Here is a 21,093-nt window from a genome sequence, read left to right on the forward strand (position 1 = left end):
GGTTCATAGTGGATAAACGGAGCTGCGCAATCAGCTTCCAGGCAGTCATCCCCTGACTGCTCCTGTTCACCCTCCGGAGAGGGTCACAGGACCTCCTGAGTTACACCACTCGGAGGGGCGCTACCCGGACCGAGAAACGGGGCGCGGGTGGCGATGGTGGAGGACCCTGGTTCCAGCCAGAGGGTGAGGCGCCCGGACGGTGTTTCGCCGGCCACCGCCTCCAGCTGCGCCGCACCAGGCAGCGTCCCCGGCGGTGGTGCTGGAGGAGAAGGCAAAACGTCAGCGAAGAACATCCGCTGGGCCCTCCCGCTGCTGGTGGCGTTGATCACCGGCGAGAGCTGGCCCACCCCAAAGCAGAGGCGTTGACTGGCGAACAGCTGCTCGGCTTGAGCGGCGGTGCGGGCGTCCCTCGGCTCGCCACAGGCGAGCGCCTGGCCGTCGTCAATGAGCAGGTGATGCACACTCACGCGGTTGATGAGATCGCCGGCCCCGAAAGCCCACAGCGTCAGCGTGGGTTGATCGAGCAGCATCGAGCCATCGCGGGAGTTGACGAACACCCGTGCCGGCCTGGGCCCGGACCCGATGTCGATCTCCACATCCATGCGCAGATCGAAGCCGTACTGGCTGGCCCTGGCCGCCGCCTCAGTGGTGCCGTGGGCCAGGGGCGGATTGGCCGGAAAACGGCTGTCCTGCTCATACCCCACCGCCCGGGCAGGAGCGGCCGGCGCAAGGCCGAAAACCGTGAGCACCAGGCACGCCACGCCAGAACTGAGCATGCTGCGGCGCGAGGCCAGCTTCAGAGCAGCCATGGCCGAATCCAGCGCCATCAGCTCAGCGGCAGCGACCCTGGGAGGCTAGACATGAAAGAGGGGCCCTTCCAGGCCCCATGGGTCATTTGGGTGATAAGGCTGACCTCACCCCATCTCCCTTAGAGATGTCAGGCGGCCACGGGGGCAGGCTGACGGGAGAAACGAACGATGTTGTTCGCTGTTACGGGTTTGCTCTCACCGAGCAGGCTTCAGTCACTCTCCTCATGCCCCGTCGAAACCATTGCAGCCCCGTGAGGGGGGAATGGAGCTGAGCGGAATCGAACCGCTGTCCGAAACATTGGTGTAAGCCACCTAGTCCGGCCGAAACCGGACCTGTTCATTGTGGCAGCAAACTGGGGTCCGAGCCTTCAGCACCTGCTGGTGATCACCGAACCGATCCGCAGCAGCGATCCGATGAGCGAACCGATCTACGGCGTGGCGGTGGTGCCCCCCGGCCTGGAGCAGCCGGCGGCAGCCGAGCTGGAGGCCCTCGGCTGCCAAGAGGTGGAGCAGCGCCGGCGCGCCGTGGCCTTTCGCACCGATCTGGTGGGCTACTGCCGGCTGCACCTGCAGGCCCGCCTGCCCTTCCGGCTGCTGCGCCAGCTGGCCCGCTTCCCCTGCCGCAGCCGCCAGGAGCTGTATGCCGGGGTGCAGAGCGCCATCCAGAGCCTCCCGCTCTGGGAGCAGTGGCTGGCGCCAGAGGCCAGCCTGCGGGTGGATGCCAGCGGCTCGGCCCCGGGCCTGAGCCACAGCCACTACAGCGCCCTGGAAGTGAAGAACGCCCTGGTGGACCTGCAGCGCCAGCTCTTCGGCAGCCGCTCCTCGGTGAACCTGGACGACCCCGATCGCTCCTTCCACCTGCACCTGGGCGGCGACGAGGCGGTGCTCAGCCTCGATGGCAGCGGCGCCAGCCTGCACCGCCGCGGCTACCGGGCGGCCATGGGTCTGGCACCCCTCAAGGAAAACCTGGCCGCCGGCCTGATCGCCCTCAGCGGCTGGGATGGCTCGCTGCCCCTGGCCGATCCCCTCTGCGGCTCCGGCACCCTGCTGATCGAGGCCGCCCGCCTGGCCCTGGGCCGGGCGCCGGGCCTGGGCCGCCACTTCGCCCTCGAGCGCTGGCCCGACTTTGATCCGAACCTCTGGCAACGGGAGCTGGAGGCGGCACGGGGCCTGGCCCGCGATCGGCTGGCCGATGGCCGGCCCCTGGCGCCGCTGGTGGGACTGGAGCAGCAGCCCGAGGTGCTGGCCCAGGCCCGCCACAACGCCGCCGCCGCCGGGGTGGCCCCCTGGATCGAGCTGCAGGAAGGCGACTGCCGCGACTTCCAGCCGCCACCCGGCCCCGGCATCCTGGTGTGCAACCCCCCTTACGGCGAGCGCCTCGGCGAGGCGGATGCCCTGGAGACGCTCTATGCCGATCTGGGGGCGATGGTGAGGGAGCGCTGCTCCGGCTGGACGCTGTGGCTGCTGAGCGGCAACCCGCGGCTCACCGGCGCCCTGCGCCTGAAGGCCAGCCGCCGCATCCCCATCAGCAACGGCGGCATCGACTGCCGCTGGCTGCGCTACGAGATCCGCTGAGGTGTAATCCCCGGGTTGTGCCACTAGAATCAACATCAGATTTCTTCACCAGGAATGACGAGATACCAGGTCAATGAGGTATTCGATTACCGCACACACCGCCTTTCAATGGGACTGATCGCCCTTCTGCTTCCTCTGATCGTGAGCGCAGTTTCAGGGGAGCGACTGGACTCCATCAGCGCCTCCTATTACACAGAGGCGCGCGACTGGATGGTGGGGCTTCTATTCGTCGTCGGCGCCTTTCTTCTGTCCTACAACGGTCATACGCAGAAACAATCCAGCGTCAGCAAAATCGCCGCCTTTGCTGCTGCAGGGATTGCAATTTTCCCCACCGCCTGCAAGGGCTGCGAAACAACCCCTACAACAGCACTGCACTTCGCCTGCGCAGCCATATTGTTCTCCGCTCTTGCCTATTTCTGCCTCGGCCCATTTCGCGAAAAGCTCAGGGGCAGAGGTGGGAAAAAGCAACTGCGTAGCCAAATCTATCTTGTCTGTGGCACCACAATGATTGTCTGCATGGTGGCCATCGCAGCCGCCAACCTGCTGCTTCCAGCAGAAACCGTGAGCACCTTGCGGATCGTGTATTGGGGAGAAGCCCTGGCTCTGATCGCCTTCGGGATTGCCTGGTTCGTTTCGGGCAAGGCACTCCCCCTGCTCACCGACAAGGACGAGCGGCTGATGCTGTTGTGAGCTCGTTACACCACACCACCAATCCCACTTCATGGCCAATTCGCAGCAGGATTGGCAACACGCACGCGATCGGGCGCTAGAGGCTGCAGACGTAGGACCGTGCGGTCCACGCGCCAGGCCCTGAGAAGATTCAGAAACTCAGCGTTCTGGAGATCGTCCGCCTGTGTCCTGCGAATCCCCTCAAGGAGTGGCACATCCGCAGGCAGATGTTCCACATCAAGAACCTGGAGCGACTGCATGGTGAGGGGTCCCCAGCCTCTGGAGCACCAGCCAGGGCAGGAATCCGCCTCGATGCGTTCGAGCAGCAGCGGCTGCAGGGCGTCGCCGGGATCGTCCAGCATCAACCCATCGCGGACCCTGGCGAAGAACACCCACAGAGAGGATCGCATCGTGTGGATTGAGTCTGCGGGCCAGCAGATTGGGATTGATGTGAAAGATGTCCCCATCAATCATCCCCGTACGTGTCGAGATCGATGTGGAAGGCATAGTCATAAGTGCCCGGACTGCCAAGGCCAGCCTCGATCGAGAGCGCCTCCCCTTGGGAAACGCGTTGTCCCACCCCCCGCAGCAGTCTGAGGCAATAGGCATAGGCCTGGAAGCGCCCATGGCGGCGACCCTGAACCTGGAACGACAGCTCAAGACGCACGTGAATGCGATGGCCACAGCCGCCTTCAAATCCAGCCTTTACTCCCACGCCGGAATAGATGCAGATGACGTTGCCGCCGAAGCCCTTGGCGTAGTCGATCCCGCTGTTGTAATTCCCCGGCCGAATCGCGCGGATTTCCCCATCAGCAAAGATCGCACGGCGAACAACTCTTTTGAGGCCATGCCCTGAGGTTGCATGAAGCCTCAGGCAATGGTGATGGAGCCCATGGCCGGATTGCCAACGGATTCATAGGGAGGCCCCACCTGGGATTCGGGAATGGGTTTATCAAAGGGGATGGTTACATCGGCTCCAGGGGAGCTGAGGTACGAAAAGAATTCAGTGCATTCAGAATGGGCATCGAGCCAGGCGGACCAGCCTACGTTCAATATTCTTTATGGGTCAGATCGTCCGCCTATGGACGGCCCGAGTCGATGGGCCGACTTCCCAGCAAACCTCACTCTTTTCTGGGTGCTCTAGAAGGCCCATCGCCGAGTCATACTTTCAGGAACCCCGGCAGGAGCTCAGAGTGGTTGGCCTTCTCCAACTGCGCCCCACGCGGTAGGCCATAGCGCCTACCGCGTGGGGCGGAGGATAGGCGCATCACACCTCCCAGATCCGCTGGAGATCGATCACCAGCCCCGGGAACGCCTCTCCTGCCTCAAGCCGCGATGGATCACTGAGCACCTGAGGCGCTCTGGTCCCTGCCGTCCACACCTCCACGCCGCAGCTCTGCGGCAGCAGCAGCCAGCCCAGCCGGGCGCCGTTGGCGCGGTAGGCAGCCATCTTGCGCCGCAAGGCCTCCGGAGCATCGGACGGGCTGGACAGCTCCACCACCAGATCCGGACAGAGCGGGGGAAAGCCGTCACCCTCGGCTTCGCTCAGCGCCCGCCAGCGCTCCAGCCGCAGCACGCTGGCATCGGGGCTGCGGATCGAACCATCAGGCAGCAGAAAACCGCCGGAGCTGTCGAAAACAAACCAATCGCCGGATGAGCGGGCCCAGGCGTGCAGCTGGGACAACAACGCTGTGTTGCGGGCACTTGTGCTGCCGCCGGTGGGCTGCATCTCAATGAGGGTTCCATCGGCGTCAAGCTCCAGCACCGCCTCGGGATTGCTGGCGCACACCTCGGCGAACTCGGCCGGGGTCAGCCGGAGGGTGGGGGGCAGGGTGAGCATGGGCTCTGCGGTAGATCGAGATCCGCTGACCCTCAGCGGCCCAACAGGGTCCGGGTGGTCTTGGTGATGCCGGCGGTGGTCTGGGGCAGGTAGGGGCCCTTGGTGAGCTGGCCGCCGATGCGCAGGAACAGACCCGCCAACGCCAGGTTGAGGGCCGCCAGGGCCAGGGCGCTCTGGATCCAGGTCCAGCCGAAGGCGCCGGGAAGCCAGAGCAGCAACGCCACCTCGGCGGCGATCAGGGCCAGCAGCAGCAGCACCAGGCCGCCGCTGAGCAGCAGGGCGCCGCTGAGCAGCCGGCGCTTCTCCCGATCCGCCTCCTGCAGGGCGATGCGCACGTGCAGGTCCATCACCGAGGTGACCAGGGCCCCCATCCGGCCCATGGTCCCCCGTCGCCCCTCACCGTGGTCCACCGACCCGCTCATGCCGACCGTCTCCCGGAGGTGAGCAGCATGCCCAGCAGCACGCCCACGCCGGCGGCGATGCCGATGGCCATCAGCGGTCGCTCCCGCACCGGCTTCTCGATGCGGGGGCGCAGGGTGGCGTTGAGCTCATCGAGCAGCCCCTCAAGCTGCTGCTCCAGGGGCTCGAGGGTCTCGGCCAGGCGGTGGGTCTGCTCCCCTGCCACATCGGCCAGCTCCAGCAGCTGCCGGCGCACCACCGTTGCGGTGCGGCCACTCTGCTCGGCGATCACGTGGGTCACATCATCGAAACTGCCGCGCGTGGCCTCCAGGGTGTGGCGGGCCACCTCCGGCCACTGGCGCTGGATGCGGGGCAGGAGGCTGTCGAAACGCTCCCTGAAGCCATCGGACAGCGCCTGGGCCACCCAGCCATCGGCCCGCGGGGAGGATCCGCCACCTGCCGCGGGGCTGTCCCCGCTGGTCTGAGTTGCGTTGCTGTCGGCAGTACCCGGCTCTGAGGGGCTGTGGTTGAGGGGGCTGTGGTCGTCTGTCATGGCTCCTGGGCTGGCCGGATGTTGGTCGACCCACCCGGTGGGCTGCCGGCCTGTTTTGCAACCTAGGCAGACCTTGAGCTTTTGGAACCCTCCGCTACATTTCACGTGCTCGGCGCACGGGCCTGTTGGTTCACATCAATCAGGTCGAGTTGCATCAGTTCAAGTCGTTCGGCGGATCGATGACGATCCCGCTGGACAACGGCTTCACGGTGGTCACCGGCCCGAACGGCTCCGGCAAGAGCAACATCCTCGACGCGGTGCTGTTCTGCCTGGGGCTGGCCAGCAGCCGCGGCATGCGCGCCGAACGGCTGCCAGACCTGATCAACAGCGCCATGCACCGGGCCGGCCGGGCGGCCGAAACCGTGGTGAGCGTGCGCTTTGATCTGCGCGACTGGCAGCCCGACCACGCCGAAGCCGGGCTGGAGGCGCCGGAGGAGGGGCCCTGGATCCACACCGGCCAGAGCGAATGGACGGTGAGCCGGCGGCTGCGGGTGGCCCCTGGCGGCACCTACGCCAGCAGCTTCAGCGCCGACGGCGTGGCCTGCAACCTCCAGCAACTGCAAACCCAGCTGCGCCGCCTGCGGGTGGACCCCGAGGGCAGCAACGTGGTGATGCAGGGCGACGTCACCCGCATCGTGTCCATGGGCGCCCGCGACCGGCGGACCATCATCGATGAGCTGGCCGGCGTGGCCCTGTTCGATTCGCGCATCGAGCAGAGCCGGGGCAAGCTCGAGGAGGTGCAGGAACGCCAGGAGCGCTGCGGCATCGTGCAGCAGGAGCTGCTGGCCACCCGCCAGAAGCTGGAGCGCGACTGCGCCAAGGCCCGCACCTACCAGGAGCTGCGCGCGCGCCTGCAGGAGGGCCGCAGACAGCAACAGGTGCTCGGCTTCGAGGCCGCCCGCGAGGCCCTGCACCAGCTCGAACGCCGTGGGCAGAGCCTGCGCAGTCGCCAGCAGAGCGAGCGGGAGGCGATCGCCGCGGCGGAACAGACCCTCGGCGTCGCCGCCGGCGCCCTGGAGGAGCTGCAGGCCGAGGTGAAGGCCCTTGGAGAAGACCAGCTGCTGAGCGTGCAGGCGGAGCTGGCGGGGCTGGAGGCCGGCGACCGCGAGCTGGCCCGCCAGGCCGAACGCCACCAGCAGCAGGCCGAAACCCTCCAGCAGCAGCGCCAGCAGCTGGGGGATCGCCAGGGAGAGCTGCGCCGCCAGCAGCAGGAGCTGGAGGCCGGAGACGACGGGACCGAGCTGGAGGCCGCCGAGGCGGCCTGCCGCAGTGCCGAGGCCGCCGTGGAGCTCTCCCGCCGGCGCCTCGGGGAGGTGGCCGGCCGCTCCGGCAGCTGGCTGGAGGACCAGCAGCGCCGCAGCAGCGAGCGCCAGCGGCTCAGCGCGCGGATCAGCCCACTGGAGGCCGAATGCCAGCAACTGCGGGAGCGCTGCCGCCAGAACGAGAGCCGCTGCGCCGAGCTCGACGCCGAACAGCGGCAGGAAAGCGAGGCCCTGGGCCAGGCCCAGGGGCAGCTGGAGGCCCTCGAACAGGAGCTGCAGCAACGGGGCCAGCGCAGCAGCAACGGCCAGGGCCAGGTGCAGGAGCTGGCCGAAGCCCTGGCCCTGCAGCAGCGCACCCGCAGCAGGCTGGAGCAGGAGCAGGCCCAGCTGGAAACGGAGATCGCCCGGCTCGACAGCCGCCGCGAAACCCTGCAGGAAAGCCGCGGCACCGGCGCCCTGCGGGTGCTGCTGGAAGCGGGCCTGGAGGGCATCCACGGCCCGGTGGCCCAGCTGGGCGAGGTGGAGGAGCGCTATCGCCTGGCTCTGGAGGTGGCCGCCGGCGCCCGCCTGGGCCAGGTGGTGGTCGACGACGACGCCATCGCCGCGCGGGCGATCGAGCTGCTGCGCCAGCGCCGCGCCGGCCGGCTCACCTTCCTGCCACTCAACAAGATCCGCGGCGGCTCCGGCTCCAGCGCCGCAGGCGCAGCCGCAGCCGCCCTGCAGCGGGGGGGCACGGCCGGCGCCGGCAGCGGGCGGCTGGGGCGGGCCATCGATCTGGTGCAGCACGAGCCCGTCTACGCGGAGGTGTTCCGCTACGTGTTCGGCGACACGCTGGTGTTCAGCGACCTGGGCAGCGCCCGCCGGGAACTGGGCCGATGCCGGGCGGTGACCCTCGATGGCGAGCTGCTCGAACGCAGCGGCGCCATGACCGGCGGCAGCCTGCAGCAGCGCAGCGGCCAGCTGAGCTTCGGCCGCAGCCAGGAGGGCGATGAGGCCGCGCCCCTGCGCCGCCGGCTGCTGGAGCTGGGCGAGAGCCTGGTGGCCTGCCGCCGCAAGGAGGCGGAGCTGGCCCACCAGCTCGACACCCTGCGGCCTGAACTCAGCGGCCAGCAGCAGCGGCAGGCGGCCCTGGAGGCCGAATGCGCCAGTGCCCGCCGCGCCCTGGCCCCCCGGCTGCAGCAGCAGGAGCAGCGCCAGCAGCGATTGCAGCAGCTGCGTCAGGCCCTGGAGGCCGACCAGCTGCGCCTGCAGGCCCTGGAGGCCGAGCTGGAGCCGCTGCAGGGGCAGCTGCTCGAGCTTCAGCGGGCCGAGGCCAGCGCCGCCCACTCCGGCGATGCCGGCCGCTGGCAGGGCCTGCAGCACAACCTGGAGACCGCCGATCAGACCCTGGCCGCGGCCCGCCAGCAGCGCGATCGCCTGCTGGCGGGCCGCCGCGAGCGGGCGCTGGCTGCCGAGCGCCTGCGCCAGCAGTTCGAGGGCCTGGCGGCCGAGGAGCAGCGGCTGGTGGCCGCGGTGCAGGCCCTGGTGGAGGAGCGCCAGCAGTGGAAGGCCCGCCAGCAGGCGGGGCTGGAGCAGCGCCGGGCCCTGGAAGCGCGGCAGAGCGAGCTGCAGACCCGCTTCGGGGAGCGGCGGCGGGAACGGGATGCGGCCGAGGCCGGAGTGGCCGCCCAGCGCCAGCAGCTGCAGCAGCGGCAGTGGGACCTGCAGCGACTGGGGGAGGAGCTGCAGTCGCTGGCGGACCAGGAGCGCAGCGAGGCCCTGCGTCTGGAGCAGCTGCAGCGCGAGCTTCCCGATCCCCTGCCCGAGATCCCCGAGGAGGTGCGCGCTGCGGGGCTGGAGGCCCTGCAGGCCGATCTGCGCAGCCTGCAGGCCCGCATGGAGGCTCTCGAGCCGGTGAACATGCTGGCCCTCGAGGAACTCGAGCAGCTCGAGGGGCGCCTGGCCGAGCTGGAGCAGCGCCTGGCGGTGCTCAGCCAGGAGCGCGAGGAGCTGCTGCTGCGCATCGAAACCGTGGCCACCCTGCGCCAGGAGGCCTTTCTGGAGGCCTTCACCGCGGTGGATGGCCACTTCCGCACGATCTTCGCCGAACTCTCCGATGGCGAGGGCCACCTGCAGCTGGAGAACCCCGAGGCCCCCCTGGAGGGCGGCCTCACCCTGGTGGCCCATCCCAAGGGCAAGGCGGTGCGCCGGCTGAATGCCATGAGCGGGGGCGAGAAGTCACTCACCGCCCTGAGCTTTCTGTTTGCCCTGCAGCGCTTCCGTCCCTCGCCCTTCTACGCCTTCGACGAGGTGGACAGCTTCCTCGACGGGGTGAACGTGGAACGCCTGGCCGGCCTGATCGCCCGCCAGGCCCAGCAGGCGCAGTTCATGGTGGTGAGCCACCGGCGACCGATGATCGCCGCCGCCACCCGTACCATCGGCGTGACCCAGGCCCGCGGCGCGCACACGCAGGTGGTGGGTTTACCGCCAGCCGCGTAAGCGTTGGCTCTGGAGGAGAATGCCGCCATGACCAGCACTCCGCCCGGGGGCGATCGCCGCGCCCAGTCCAGTGACCCCCTTGCCGATCCCCCCAGCGATCGGCTCTGGCTGCGCTCGGAACTGATGGGCACCCAGGTGATCACCCGCGACAGCGGCCGCCGCCTTGGTGTGGTGGGGGAGGTGGTGGTGGACATCGATCGCCGGCAAGTGGTGGCCCTGGGTCTGCGCGACAACCCCCTCACTCGCTTCCTGCCGGGCCTGCCCCGCTGGATGCCGCTGGAGCACATCCGCCAGGTGGGGGATGTGATCCTGGTGGACTCCACCGATTCGCTGGCGGAGGGCTTCAACCCCGATCGCTACAGCAGGGTGATCAATTGCCAGGTGGTCACCGAAGCGGGGGAACAGCTGGGCAAGGTGCTGGGCTTCAGCTTCGACATCGAAACCGGCGAGCTCACCACCCTGGTGCTGGCCGCCCTGGGGGTGCCCCTGCTGGGCGAGGGGGTGCTCAGCACCTGGGAGCTGGCGGTGGAGGAGATCGTGAGCAGCGGCAGCGACCGGATCATCGTGTACGAGGGGGCCGAGGAGAAGCTCAAGCAGCTCGGCAGCGGCCTGCTGGAGAAGCTGGGCATCGGCGGCGCCAGCTGGGAGCAGGAGGAGCGCCAGCGTTACCGGGGCTCGATGGTGCCGGTGGAGAACCAGCTGGCTGCAGGCCTGCCGGCCGTTCAGCAGGAGCAGCGCCGCATCCAGCCCGCCAGCGCCCGCGCCTTCGAGCCCGAGGACGACTACGACTACGTGGAGGTGGAGGAGCGACGCGAACGGGAACCGCTGCGTCAGCGCCGCTACCTCGATGAGGAGGAGGATCCCGGAGAGCGGGACTACGGGCGCCCGACCGGCAGGAGCCAGGCCAGTCGGGTCGACCCCAGCCTCGACCGGGACGCGACGGAGCCCAGGGAACCCGAGCCCTTCAGGCCGCAGCCCGCGCCCGAGCGGCGGCCTGATCTCGATGTCAGCGAGCGGCCCACTCCACCACCACCCCGGCGGCGGCCGCCGGCACCGGTCAACCGGGAGCCCCTGGATGTGGAGGTCGACGACCTCGGCGATCCCTGGTGAGACCCCCAACCGTTGGGGGCCGGTGACACTCAGGCGGGCCTGAACTCCAGCGAGGCGGAATTCACGCAATGACGCTGCCCGGTGGGGGCGGGCCCGTCGGCGAACACGTGCCCCAGGTGGGCCTCGCAGTTGGCGCAGCGAATCTCCGTGCGCGTCATGCCGTGGCTGCGGTCCACGAGGGTGCTGATCGCGGCCGGCTTCACGCCATCCCAGAAGCTGGGCCAGCCGGTGCCGGACTCGAACTTGGTGGCGCTGCTGAACAGCGGCGCACCGCAGCACAGGCAGTGGTAAGTGCCGGTGGCCTTGTGGTTCCAGTATTCGCCTGTGAAAGCCCGCTCGGTGCCGCCCTGGCGGGTGATCCGGAACTGCTCGGGGGTGAGCTTCTGGCGCCACACCTCCTCGCGGGCATCACGGCTGAGGCCGCTGTCAAGCCCACAGGCCGAGGCGGGGCTGGGCGTGGGCTCGGACATGGCGGACTGGCGTGCAGATCAGCCGACCCTAGGAATCACCGCCCTCCGGCGGCAGCAGCTCCCGCACCAGCGCCACCAGGGCAGCCACGGCTCCCCCCTCGCCGCGCAGGCCGCGCAACTCCAGGCGCAGGGCCTCCAGGCGCTCAGGGCGGGAGAGCCAGTCGGCGCTTTCGGCGGCGATTTGGGGCGGCGTGATCGACCCCACTCGTTCCGGCACCAGCAGATGTCCGGCGTGGATGTTGGGCAGGGCCAGCAGACCCCGCCGTCGCAGCCGCCAGGCGGTGAGCGCGCGTCCCAGCAGCAGTCCCAGCACCGGCAGCCGCGCCAGCCAGCCCGCCAGACCATCCCAGGCCCGCATCACCTCCGGGTGCTGGGTGGGCACCAGCACCAGCATCGGCAGCCCCAGGGCCGCCAGTTCGGCGGTGTTGGCGCCCACCGTGGTGAGGGCGAGAGCGCACTGGCTGAGGGGCCCGTGGGCCGGTGCCGAGCGCGTGAGTTCAATGCGGGTGCCGGCGGGGGTGATCAGGGCCAGGCCATCGCTCTCCAGCAGGGCGGAAGGCAGCGGCCGGGGCACACCGGAGCCGTAGCAGCGGGCGATGGGATTGCCGGCACCGGCGCAGTGCAGCAGCTCGGCCAGGTTGGTGGTGGGCGCCAGGGGCAACAGAAACCGGCAGCCGGGCCGCAGCGCCGCCAGCCGGTCGGCCGTCTCGAGCAGAAAGGGCACGCCCACCAGCAGCTTGGCCCGTTTGGAGCCCGGCAGCAGGGCCACCCACTCGCCGGCGGGCAGGGGGTCGTCGCGGCGGGCCCGCTCGCCGAGATCCGCCATCAGATCGCCCACCACCGTGCAGCGCTGGCGCCACCGGGGTGCCAGCCGGCCGGCGGCCCGCGGCCCCATGGCGGCGATGCGATCGTTCCAGCGCGGCCAGCGGGCCAGCCACTCCGCATAGGTGAGGTGCCGGTAGCCCAGGCGCGCTGAGAGCAACACCGTCCAGAACTGGTCGCCGCCCAGGAACACCACCACCCCCCGCCCGGGCCAGACCCCCCAGCGGCCTGGCCGCAGCAGCAGGGGCCAGAAGCGTCGCGCCGGGGTGATGCGCTCGAACAGGTTCCAGTCCGCCGCCACCCTGTGCTCCCGGCCGGTGCCGTTGGGACAGGGCACCAGCACCAGGTGCAGGGCGCCGGCGGCTGCGGCAGAGTGTGGCCGCAGCGGAAGCTGGCGATGCAGGCCGAGGGCCAGAGGCCGCACCCAGGTGGCGAGCTCCCCGGGGCCGTTGCTCACCAGCACGATGGCGAACGGCTCAGGGGCGAACGGCTCAGGCGTGGCGGCTCAAGGCTGAAGGGGCTGAAGGAAAAAGTGCGGATGGCGAGACTTGAACTCGCAAGGCCGAAGCCACACGCCCCTCAAACGTGCGTGTCTACCAATTCCACCACATCCGCTGATGGGCCGGCTGAGGACCGAGATCCAGCGCCGGCCCGCAATATACCCATCACCCTGCCCCGCCTTCCATAGGGGGCGCTCTGTCGGCGCTGATACAGTCCGCTGCGGCCCGGTTGAGCAGAGACGCGGCGCATGCCCATCGGCAAGTTGCTGATCGCCAACCGTGGCGAAATCGCCCTGCGCATTCTGCGCAGCTGCCGCGAACTGGGCATCCCCACCGTGGCCGTGTACAGCACGGTGGATCGCAACGCCCTGCATGTGCAGCTCGCCGATGAAACGGTGTGCGTGGGCGAGGCGCCCAGCGCCAAGAGCTACCTGAACATCCCCAACATCCTGGCGGCGGCCACCTCCCGGGGCGCCGATGCCATCCATCCCGGCTACGGCTTCCTGGCGGAGAACGATCGCTTCGCCGAGATCTGCGGCGACCACGGCATCACCTTCGTGGGCCCCTCCCCCGAGGCGATCCGCTCGATGGGCGACAAGTCGACCGCCAAGGCCACCATGCAACAGGTGGGGGTGCCCACCATTCCAGGCAGCGAGGGCCTGCTGGCCTCCGTGGAGGAGGCTCGCGGGCTGGCCGCCCAGATGGGCTACCCGGTGATGATCAAGGCCACCGCCGGCGGCGGCGGTCGCGGCATGCGGCTGGTGCCCGGCGCCGATCAGCTCGAGAGCCTGTTCAAGGCAGCCCAGGGGGAGGCGGAGGCGGCCTTCGGCAATCCCGGCCTCTACATGGAGAAGTTCATCGCCCGGCCCCGGCACGTGGAGGTGCAGGTGCTGGCCGACCGCCACGGCAACGTGATTCATCTGGGTGAGCGCGACTGCTCGATCCAGCGCCGCCACCAGAAGCTGCTGGAGGAGGCGCCGAGCGTGGCCATCAACGCCGACCTGCGCCGGCAGATGGGTGAAGCCGCCGTGGCCGTGGCCCGCGCCATCCGCTACGAGGGCGCGGGCACTGTGGAGTTCCTGGTGGACCAGAGCGGCCACTTCTATTTCATGGAGATGAACACCCGCATCCAGGTGGAACATCCGGTCACCGAGATGGTGACCGGTGTCGACCTGATCGCCGAGCAGCTGCGCATCGCCGGTGGGGAGCCGCTGACGATGACGCAGGACGACATCAAACTCTGCGGCCATGCCATTGAAGTGCGCATCAACGCTGAGGATCCCCGCCAGAACTTCCGCCCCGCCCCCGGACGCATCACTGGCTGGCTGCCCCCCGGAGGACCGGGAGTGCGCTTCGACAGCCACGTTTACACGGGCTACGAGATCCCACCCTTCTACGACTCCCTGATCGGCAAGCTGATCGTGTGGGGGGTGGACCGCGACCACGCCCTGCGCCGCCTGCACCGGGCCCTCTCCGAATGTGCCGTCACCGGCATTCCCACCACCATCGACTTCCACCTGCAGCTGATCGAGCGGCCCGAGTTCCAGGCCGGCGATGTGCACACGAAATTTGTGGAGGAAGACATGCTGCCGATGTCCTGAGGGGCCGGCAGCCCCCCAGCCGGCTCAGGCCACCGTGAGTGCGCGCTGCATCAGCTGGGTCAGCAGACCCTGCTGCCCCACCAGCAGCTCCCGCAGCAGGCTGATCAGACCCACCCACACCACCGGCGTCACATCCACGCCGCCGATGGGCTGGATCAGCCGGCGCGTCGGTCCCAGCAGGGGTTCGGTGGGCCAGGCGATCAGGCGCAGCACGCCCTTCTGGAGATCCAGCCGGGGATACCAGGTGAGCACGATGCGGAACAGAAACAGCAACGTCCACAGCGCCAGCAGCAGGCCCAGCAGCAGATGGGTCCAGGCCAGGGGAGAAGTGGGCAGAGCTGTCACAAACCTCTAAGCATCAGCGCGCACAGCGTAGGGAGCCGCAGCCACTGCCTAGGATCACCACACCCACGAGTGTCCCCGGCGACCTCCCCATGACCCCTTCCCTCGCCAACTTCCTGAGCAGCCTCGTGTGGGGCGCGGTGATCGTGGTGGTGCCCATTGCCGTGGGGCTGGTGCTGATCAGCCAGACCGACCAGGTGGACCGGCGGCTCTGAGCCAAGCCGGGGCATCCGTCTCGTCTTCGTTCTTCGTCTCGGCTCTCCTTAGAGTGGGTGCACGCTCCGTCGGAGGTCGTTTGTGGTCAATGCCAGTCTGAATTGGGCCAGCATCGTTGGCATCGTGCTGGCGGTGGGCGGGGCGCTGCTCTACTTCATGCGCAACTTCAAGCCGGCCCTGGCGCGTGACTACGACGTGTTCTTCGCGGCGGTGGGTCTGCTCTGCGGCGGAATTCTGTTCTTCCAGGGCTGGCGCCTCGATCCCATCCTTCAGTTCGGCCAGTTCCTGCTGGCCGGCACCACGGTGTTCTTCGCCTACGAAAGCGTGCGGCTGCGAGGGGTGACCACCGAACAGGCCCGCCGCTCCGCCTACTTCGACGACGACGAGCCGATGGCGGCGGAGCCTCCTCCCTATCGCCCCCGCATGGGCGGGCGAGGCTTGGAGGACGAGGGTCCTGAGCGTCTCGACGAACCTCAGGCCCTGCGCCGGCGCATCCCAGCCCGGGGGGCCGACGACGATCAGGACGACTTCTACCGGCCCCGCCGGCCCAGCCGGGCAGCCATCCCCGAGCGCGCCGCCAGCCGCCGCGACGAGGCCAGCCGCCCCGCTCCCGGTGCCTGGGACGACGACAGCCGCGACAGCGGCCCCACGCCGCGCCGCTACAGCGCTGGCCGCCCGGATAGCGCCCCTGAATTCGGCAGCCGGCGCCGCGATCGCGACGGCCAGAGCGAGGTGCGCCGAGGCAGCCGGCCGGTGGCGGCGGCCGATGCCATGCCCCGCTCCAGCCGCCGCCCTTCCGCCACCGCCGGACCGGCGCCAGCAGCCAGTGCCTCCGCCCCAGATCCTGGACGGGCGGGCATTCCCCAGGGCTCACCGATCCGCTCCCGCGGCCCCGAAGCCGCCGCGATCAGCGACGCCGACTACAGCCCGGTGGGCCGCAGCTCCCGCCAACAACAACCGTCTGCCAGTCCCACCGGCAGCACCTCGCCGTCCGGCGGCGTGGCCCCTGAGCGCACCAGCCGCAGCCGCGACAATTCCTCGCGATTCGACGACTGAGCGGCATGATCAACCTGCGCGCTGATTTGCGCGCTGAGTCGAGCACGCCATCTTGATGGCGGCACGGTCGGCCAGCCTCCCTGGGCTCACCGCCCTGTTGCTGGCGCTCCTGCTCAGCGGCTGTGGCCTGGGGCTGGGCCGGCGGGCTCCGGGGGTGGGGCTTGGGGGTGGCAATCGCCTCGATCCGGCCCTGAGCGGCGATGGTCGCCTGCTGGCCTCCGTGCTGGAGCGCGAAGGGCAGGGCCGGGTGATCCTGCAGCAGCAGCCCGGCGGGGGGCTGCGCCCCCTGCGGCTGCGGCGGCGCCAGCCCCACAGCTCGCCGAGCCTGAGCTGGAATGGTCGCTACCTGGCGGTGCTGGTGCAGGAGGGGCCCCAGCGCCGAGCCGTGATTGAAGACCGCCTGCGGGGCCGTGTGGTGCGGCTGCAGCTGCCGCCCGGCAGCCAGCCCGAGCGCCTCAGCCTCTCCAGCGATGGCTCGCGCCTGGCGGTTCAGCTGCTGCGTAACGGCCGCCGCCGAGTGGAGGTGTTCGACCTCAGTGGCCTGCTGGAGCGGGATCTGCCCCCCGCCCGGGCGGTGCTTGGCGGCGGAGCTGGCCAGCCATGACCCGGCTCGCCAAAGCGCCGCCCCCCCATCTGGCCCTGCTCGCCGTGGCGGCTGTGGTGGCGGGGATCGCGGGCTGTGCCGGGGAGCGGCCGCGGCCCCTGGTGGCCCTCAACGGGCAGCTGGCGGGTGAGGAGAGCAGCCGTGAGCCAGCGCTGGCGGGACGCTGGCTGGCCCTGATCAGCACACGGGAGGGCCGCGACCGGGTGCAACTGGTGGATGTGGAGCGCAACGCGCAGCTGCCGCTGCCGGGCCTGAACCGTCCCGATGCCCAGGTGCTGAACCTGTCGGTGGATGCGGCCGGTGAACGGCTGGCCCTGGTGCGCCAGCTGGACGGCCGCACCGAACTGGTGCTCTATCAGCGCTCCCAGGGGAGCCTGCGGCTGCTGCCGATCAATCCCGCCGGCGTGCCCCGGCGGGTGCAGCTGCGCGCCGACGGCCGCCAACTGGCCGTGGAGGTCAGTCGCGCCGGGCTCTGGCAGATCGACCTGCTCGATCTGCCCTGAGCGTCAGGGCACAGAGCGTCAGGGGACAAGGCCGGCCCAGCGCAGAAACGTCTCACCGCTGAAGGCCTCGATCAGCAGCACGGCGGTGAATCCCAGCATGGCGAAGCGGCCGTTCACCCGCTCGGCGTAGGAGCTCCAGCCGAAGGCGGGCACATCGGCGGTGGTGGCGCTGGTGGCCGGCTCCGGGGCAGGGGAGGAGGCGTCGGAAGACATGGGGGCGGAGGCGTCAGACATTGGCGCCGAAGACATAGCCCTCGGCAGGCAGCAGCCGCCAGTGTCCCGTACCGTCCAGCTCCAGCACCGTGTCGTGGAACTCGGTGAGGGTGGGACGGTGACCCACGCTCACAAAGGCAATGTCGCGTTCGCGCAGCAGGTCGTAGAGGTGGCGTTCGGTGGCCACATCGAGGGCGCTGGTGGCCTCATCGAGCACCACGATGCGGGGGGCATTGAGCAGCAGGCGGGCGAAGGCGAGCCGCTGCTGCTCGCCGAGGGAGAGCAGGCGGGGCCAGTCCTGCTTGATGTCCAGGTCGGGATAGCGATGCACCAGCTCCGGCAGACGCACCTCTGAGAGCACATGGCGCAGCTGATCGTCGCTGAAGCGCTCCGGAGGCAGCGGATAGCTGAGCTGTTCGCGCAGGCTGCCCAGCAACATATAGGGCTTCTGGGGGATGAACAGCAGCTCCCCTTCCCGGGGCCGCTCCACCGTCCCGGCCGCCGGGGGCCAGAGCCCGCTCACCAGCCGCAGGAAGGAGGTCTTGCCGCAGCCCGAAGGCCCCACCACCAGCAGGCGCTGGTTGCGGTCCACCTCCAGGCTGAGGTCGTGCACCAGGGTGCGGCTGCTGTGGGGTGGCACCAGATCCACGTGGCTCACCAGGATCGAATCGGGGCGCAGCCCCGCCCTGGCGCCGTTGCCTCCCGCCGCCAGGGCGTGCTCACCACTGATCTCATCCACCTTGCTCTGGAAGCCCTCCAGACGGCTGATGGAGGCAGAGAACGCGGCCAGACGATCGATGTTGTTGACGATGTAGCTCACCGAGAACAGCACCTGGGAGAAGGCGATGCTGGCCTGCCCGAAGACCCCGAAATCCACTTCACGCGCAAAGTAGATGGGTGCGATCACCAGCCAGGGCAGGAAGCGGGAGAAGTAGTCGTAGGAGCGCTGGATCACGCTGATCAGCGCCTCCCAGATGATCAGGCGGTTGTAGTTCTGAATGGCACCATCAAGCCGGCGCACCGCTTCGCGCGACTCCTGCTTCTCGCCCCGGTAGAAGGCGATCGACTCGGCATTGTCGCGGATGTGCACGAGGCCGTAGCGGAAGTTGGCCTCGAGCTTGAGCTGCTCGTAGTTGAGCTGCACCAGCTTGCGGCTGGCAAACACGATCGCCGCCGTACCACCCACCGAATACACCAGCAACAGCAGAGCCAGCCGGTCGCTGATGCTCCACAGCACAATGATGAAGCTGAAGAACGTGAGCAGAGCTGCCAGCACCTCCACGGTCACACTCAGGCTGGTGCGGGTGAAGCTGTCGGTGTCCTGGGCGATGCGCTGGTCGGGGTTATCGATCTCCTCGGCCGATTCATCATTGGGGTTGAGCTCGTAGTAGGCCCGGTTGCTGAGGTAGCGGCCCAACAGGCGGCCGCTGAGCCATTCCCGCCAGAGCAGGCCCAGCTTGGGGATCAGGTAGCTCTGCAGGGCCCGGATCGGCAATGCCAGCACCAGGCAGAAGGCATAGATCCCGACGATTTTCCAGAAGTTGTCCTGATCAAACGCCACAAGGGCGTTATCAACGTTGCGGGCGATGAAACTGATGCCCACATTGATGCCATTGATCACCAGGATCAGCAGCAGGATCACCCCGAGCAGGGTCCAGGGCACCCAACGGCCCTGGCGCAGCTTGGTGCGCATCGCGGCAAAGGTGGCCAGCCCCCCCGCCATCAGGGTCATCACCACCCATCCCCAGGGGCCCCGCCAGAGGGCCGCCACCTGCTCGGGCACCCCTGGGAGAAAGCGGCCGCGCAGCTCGGGTATCACGGCCCCGCTGAGGGCCACCACGCCGGTGAGCAGCAGCAGAGTGAGCCCCACCACCACCGTCACGAGGGCCACCACCAGCAGGGGGAACTGCCAGGCCCTGGTGTCTTCCACCGGCAGGAAATAGGGCTGGGCCAGGCGCTGCAGCTTGCTCAGCTGGCTGCGGAGGGCCTTGAGGGGATTCATGCGGCGTGTCGGGTAACGCCCATTCTCACCACCGCAGTCGGCCCGGCGCGTTCAGGACACGACCACTCAACCCGGCGGCCAGGCCAGGGGACGGCCGCCGATCACATGCACGTGCAGATGGAACACGCTCTGGCCTGCCTCCACCCCGGAGTTGATCACGGTGCGGAAGCCGCTCAGCCCCTCCTGCCGCGCCACCTGCGCAGCCACCAGCAGCAGGTGGCCCAGCAGGGGGGCCTGGTCGGGCCCCGCCTCATCCAGGCGGGTGATGGGCCGACGCGGAATCACCAGCACGTGCACCGGAGCCTGGGGAGCCACATCCCGGAAGGCCAGGCAGTGCTCATCGGAGTACACCTGGTCGCAGGGGATCTCCCCGCGCAGGATGCGCCCGAAGATCGTGTCGTTCCGGTCCTGGAGCTGGTCGGAGGCGGCCATGGTGAGCGGACGGGAAGCGGGCTGCGGTGACGCGGGTGGCACTGGTGGAGCAGTGGCCTTGGATCGATGTTGGCACGATGCAGCAGCGCGGCGCTGCTGGGGCTGGAGGCCCTCACGGTGAGCGTGGAAGTCGACCTGGGGCCCGGGCTTCCCGCCCTGCAGATGGTGGGTCTGGCCGGCACGTCGGTGCAGGAGGCCCGCGAGCGGGTGCGCTCGGCTCTGCGTCACAGCGGCTTTCGGGTGCCCCTCGGCCGGGTGGTGGTGAACCTGGCCCCGGCCGACCTGCGCAAGGAGGGTCCCGGCTTCGATCTGCCCGTGGCCCTGGGGCTGCTGATCGCCACCGGGCAGCTGCCCCCCCAGGCCATGCAGGGGGTGTGGAGCAGCGGCGAGCTGTCCCTCGATGGCCAGCTGCGGCCCGTGCGGGGGGCACTGGCGCTGGCGCTGCGGGCCAGGGCCGAGGGGGCGCGGGCCCTGGTGGTGCCGGAGGCCAACGCCGCCGAGGCCGCCCTGGTGGACGGCCTGCAGGTGTGGGGGGTGGCGCACCTGGCAGAGGCCGTGCGGCAGGTGCGGGAGCCGGAAGCGGCTCCCGCAGCGATGCAGGGGGGCGAGGCAGGGGGCAACGTGACGCGCGGCGGACCCGACCTGGCGGATGTCCACGGCCAGCCCCACGGTCGGCGGGCCCTGGAGATCGCCGCGGCCGGAGGTCATCACCTGCTGCTGGTGGGACCACCGGGCAGCGGCAAGACCATGCTGGCCCGTTGCCTGGGCGGTCTGCTGCCGCCGCTGAACCGGGCGCAGGCCCTGGAACTCACGCGCATTCACTCGGTAGCCGGGCTGCTGGAGCCGGGGACCGGCCTGGTGGGCGAGCGCCCCTTTCGCTCCCCTCACCACAGCTGCTCGGGCGCCGCCCTGATCGGCGGCGGCTCCATCCCCCGGCCCGGCGAGCTGGCCCTGGCCCATCACGGCGTGCTGTTCCTCGATGAGCTCAGCGAGTTCCGCAGCGGTGTGCTCGACCTGCTGCGCCAGCCTCTGGAGGAGGGCGAGATCTGGATCCACCGCTGCCGGCAGCGCAGTCGCTTCCCCTGCGCCATCACCCTGGTGGGCGCCTCCAACCCCTGCGCCTGCGGCTGGTATGGCGATCCTGAACGGGAGTGCCGCTGCAGCGTGGGGGAACGTCGGCGCTACTGGGGCCGGCTCTCCGGCCCTCTGCTCGATCGCATCGACCTGCAGGTGGTGATGCGGCGGCCTGCGGCCGCCGCGCTGGCCGCACCCTTCCGCAGTGGGGGTCGCAGCAGCGGTGGCAGCGGACCATCAGGGCCTGAAGCCACCGCTGCGGTGGCCGAACGGGTGGCGGAGGCCCACCGGCGCATGGCACGGCGCAACCCCTGCGGGATCGGCAATGCCCGGCTGAACGCTGGAGCGCTGCAGCAGGTGCTCGGCCTGGAGCCGGCCGGCCTGGAGCTGTGGGAGCAGGCCCTCTGCCGGCGCCGGCTCACGGCGCGTGCAGGTGAACGACTGCTGCGGGTGGCCCGCACGATCAGCGACCTCGACCACCACCGCGGTGTGGGCGCAGCGGCGGTGGCCGAAGCCCTCACCTACCGCAGTTTCGACTCCCTGGAGCAAGACTGAGCCGCAGA

The 21,093-nt window shown here is 69.6% G+C and carries 22 protein-coding genes and 1 tRNA gene; 11 read left to right on the forward strand and 12 right to left on the reverse strand.

Features of this window, described 5'->3' with window-relative positions; translation table 11 throughout:
• Window positions 1-83 precede the first annotated feature (83 nt).
• Window positions 84-827, reverse strand: a complete 744-nt coding sequence (locus tag KBY96_RS10605; RefSeq protein ID WP_254979345.1) for a hypothetical protein — start codon at window positions 825-827, stop codon at window positions 84-86.
• A gap of 396 nt (window positions 828-1,223) precedes the next feature.
• On the opposite strand from KBY96_RS10605, the gene KBY96_RS10615 reads away from it, so the two are divergent.
• Entirely contained in the window at window positions 1,224-2,384 is a 1,161-nt protein-coding gene (locus KBY96_RS10615; protein WP_254979441.1) for a class I SAM-dependent RNA methyltransferase, read from the forward strand.
• 54 nt (window positions 2,385-2,438) lie between these two features.
• Window positions 2,439-3,074 carry a hypothetical protein gene (locus KBY96_RS10620; RefSeq protein ID WP_254979346.1) on the forward strand — a complete coding sequence of 212 codons (636 nt, stop codon included), beginning with the start codon at window positions 2,439-2,441 and terminating at the stop codon, window positions 3,072-3,074.
• A gap of 29 nt (window positions 3,075-3,103) precedes the next feature.
• On the opposite strand, the gene KBY96_RS10625 is transcribed toward KBY96_RS10620, so the two are convergent.
• Window positions 3,104-3,463, reverse strand: a complete 360-nt coding sequence (locus tag KBY96_RS10625) for a hypothetical protein (RefSeq protein ID WP_254979347.1) — start codon at window positions 3,461-3,463, stop codon at window positions 3,104-3,106.
• Between the two features lie 215 nt (window positions 3,464-3,678).
• Between KBY96_RS10625 and KBY96_RS10630 the strand changes: the two genes are divergently transcribed.
• Entirely contained in the window at window positions 3,679-3,909 is a 231-nt protein-coding gene (locus KBY96_RS10630) for a hypothetical protein (protein ID WP_254979348.1), read from the forward strand.
• Between the two features lie 411 nt (window positions 3,910-4,320).
• Here KBY96_RS10630 and KBY96_RS10635 read toward each other — a convergent pair whose 3' ends face one another.
• The 3 genes from KBY96_RS10635 to KBY96_RS10645 are packed head-to-tail and all read right to left on the reverse strand — an operon-like array spanning window position 4,321 to window position 5,845.
• A complete protein-coding gene (locus tag KBY96_RS10635; RefSeq protein ID WP_254979349.1) occupies window positions 4,321-4,893 on the reverse strand; it encodes a Uma2 family endonuclease in 573 nt (190 codons plus the stop codon).
• Between the two features lie 32 nt (window positions 4,894-4,925).
• Window positions 4,926-5,315, reverse strand: coding sequence for a phage holin family protein (locus KBY96_RS10640; RefSeq protein WP_254979350.1), 390 nt, complete (start codon window positions 5,313-5,315; stop codon window positions 4,926-4,928).
• On the reverse strand, window positions 5,312-5,845 hold the full coding sequence (locus tag KBY96_RS10645) for a YqjD family protein (protein WP_254979351.1): 534 nt from the start codon (window positions 5,843-5,845) through the stop codon (window positions 5,312-5,314). Before KBY96_RS10645 ends, KBY96_RS10640 begins: the two co-directional genes overlap by 4 nt.
• A 125-nt stretch (window positions 5,846-5,970) precedes the next feature.
• On the opposite strand from KBY96_RS10645, the gene smc reads away from it, so the two are divergent.
• Entirely contained in the window at window positions 5,971-9,585 is a 3,615-nt protein-coding gene (smc, locus tag KBY96_RS10650; protein WP_254979352.1) for a chromosome segregation protein SMC, read from the forward strand.
• Window positions 9,586-9,612: 27 nt separating this feature from the next.
• On the forward strand, window positions 9,613-10,695 hold the full coding sequence (locus KBY96_RS10655; RefSeq protein ID WP_254979353.1) for a PRC-barrel domain-containing protein: 1,083 nt from the start codon (window positions 9,613-9,615) through the stop codon (window positions 10,693-10,695).
• Between the two features lie 29 nt (window positions 10,696-10,724).
• On the opposite strand, the gene msrB is transcribed toward KBY96_RS10655, so the two are convergent.
• From msrB to KBY96_RS10670, 3 genes are all read right to left on the reverse strand, one after another.
• The gene (gene msrB, locus KBY96_RS10660) at window positions 10,725-11,165 is read right to left on the reverse strand and encodes a peptide-methionine (R)-S-oxide reductase MsrB (protein WP_254979354.1); all 441 of its coding nucleotides are present in this window, start codon (window positions 11,163-11,165) and stop codon (window positions 10,725-10,727) included.
• 28 nt (window positions 11,166-11,193) lie between these two features.
• A complete protein-coding gene (locus tag KBY96_RS10665) occupies window positions 11,194-12,444 on the reverse strand; it encodes a glycosyl transferase (RefSeq protein WP_254979355.1) in 1,251 nt (416 codons plus the stop codon).
• Window positions 12,445-12,520: 76 nt separating this feature from the next.
• A tRNA-Leu gene (locus KBY96_RS10670) sits at window positions 12,521-12,602 on the reverse strand.
• Between the two features lie 133 nt (window positions 12,603-12,735).
• Between KBY96_RS10670 and accC the strand changes: the two genes are divergently transcribed.
• Window positions 12,736-14,088, forward strand: coding sequence for an acetyl-CoA carboxylase biotin carboxylase subunit (gene accC / locus KBY96_RS10675; protein ID WP_254979356.1), 1,353 nt, complete (start codon window positions 12,736-12,738; stop codon window positions 14,086-14,088).
• 24 nt (window positions 14,089-14,112) lie between these two features.
• Here accC and KBY96_RS10680 read toward each other — a convergent pair whose 3' ends face one another.
• Window positions 14,113-14,433 carry a YggT family protein gene (locus tag KBY96_RS10680; protein ID WP_254979357.1) on the reverse strand — a complete coding sequence of 107 codons (321 nt, stop codon included), beginning with the start codon at window positions 14,431-14,433 and terminating at the stop codon, window positions 14,113-14,115.
• A gap of 89 nt (window positions 14,434-14,522) precedes the next feature.
• On the opposite strand from KBY96_RS10680, the gene psbX reads away from it, so the two are divergent.
• The 4 genes from psbX to KBY96_RS10700 all read left to right on the forward strand — a co-directional run bounded on the left by psbX (window position 14,523) and on the right by KBY96_RS10700 (window position 16,809).
• Window positions 14,523-14,645, forward strand: a complete 123-nt coding sequence (psbX, locus tag KBY96_RS10685) for a photosystem II reaction center X protein (RefSeq protein ID WP_254979358.1) — start codon at window positions 14,523-14,525, stop codon at window positions 14,643-14,645.
• Between the two features lie 82 nt (window positions 14,646-14,727).
• Window positions 14,728-15,702, forward strand: coding sequence for a Ycf66 family protein (locus KBY96_RS10690; RefSeq protein ID WP_254979359.1), 975 nt, complete (start codon window positions 14,728-14,730; stop codon window positions 15,700-15,702).
• A gap of 55 nt (window positions 15,703-15,757) precedes the next feature.
• On the forward strand, window positions 15,758-16,306 hold the full coding sequence (locus KBY96_RS10695) for a Tol biopolymer transporter periplasmic protein (RefSeq protein ID WP_254979360.1): 549 nt from the start codon (window positions 15,758-15,760) through the stop codon (window positions 16,304-16,306).
• On the forward strand, window positions 16,303-16,809 hold the full coding sequence (locus tag KBY96_RS10700; protein WP_254979361.1) for a hypothetical protein: 507 nt from the start codon (window positions 16,303-16,305) through the stop codon (window positions 16,807-16,809). The genes KBY96_RS10695 and KBY96_RS10700 overlap by 4 nt, the downstream gene beginning before the upstream one ends.
• 18 nt (window positions 16,810-16,827) lie before the next feature.
• Here the strand turns inward: KBY96_RS10700 and KBY96_RS10705 are convergent, their stop codons facing one another.
• From KBY96_RS10705 to KBY96_RS10715, 3 genes are all read right to left on the reverse strand, one after another.
• Window positions 16,828-17,022, reverse strand: coding sequence for a chlorophyll a/b-binding protein (locus KBY96_RS10705; RefSeq protein ID WP_254979362.1), 195 nt, complete (start codon window positions 17,020-17,022; stop codon window positions 16,828-16,830).
• Between the two features lie 13 nt (window positions 17,023-17,035).
• A complete protein-coding gene (locus KBY96_RS10710) occupies window positions 17,036-19,024 on the reverse strand; it encodes an ABC transporter ATP-binding protein/permease (RefSeq protein WP_254979363.1) in 1,989 nt (662 codons plus the stop codon).
• A 66-nt stretch (window positions 19,025-19,090) separates the two neighbouring features.
• On the reverse strand, window positions 19,091-19,456 hold the full coding sequence (locus KBY96_RS10715) for a histidine triad nucleotide-binding protein (RefSeq protein WP_254979364.1): 366 nt from the start codon (window positions 19,454-19,456) through the stop codon (window positions 19,091-19,093).
• Between the two features lie 66 nt (window positions 19,457-19,522).
• On the opposite strand from KBY96_RS10715, the gene KBY96_RS10720 reads away from it, so the two are divergent.
• Window positions 19,523-21,085: a YifB family Mg chelatase-like AAA ATPase gene (locus KBY96_RS10720; protein WP_254979365.1), complete on the forward strand. Its 1,563-nt coding sequence runs from the start codon at window positions 19,523-19,525 to the stop codon at window positions 21,083-21,085.
• The last annotated feature ends 8 nt before the right edge of the window (window positions 21,086-21,093 follow it).

The sequence above is a fragment of the Cyanobium sp. ATX 6A2 genome, assembly GCF_024346355.1.
GTDB lineage: Bacteria > Cyanobacteriota > Cyanobacteriia > PCC-6307 > Cyanobiaceae > NIES-981.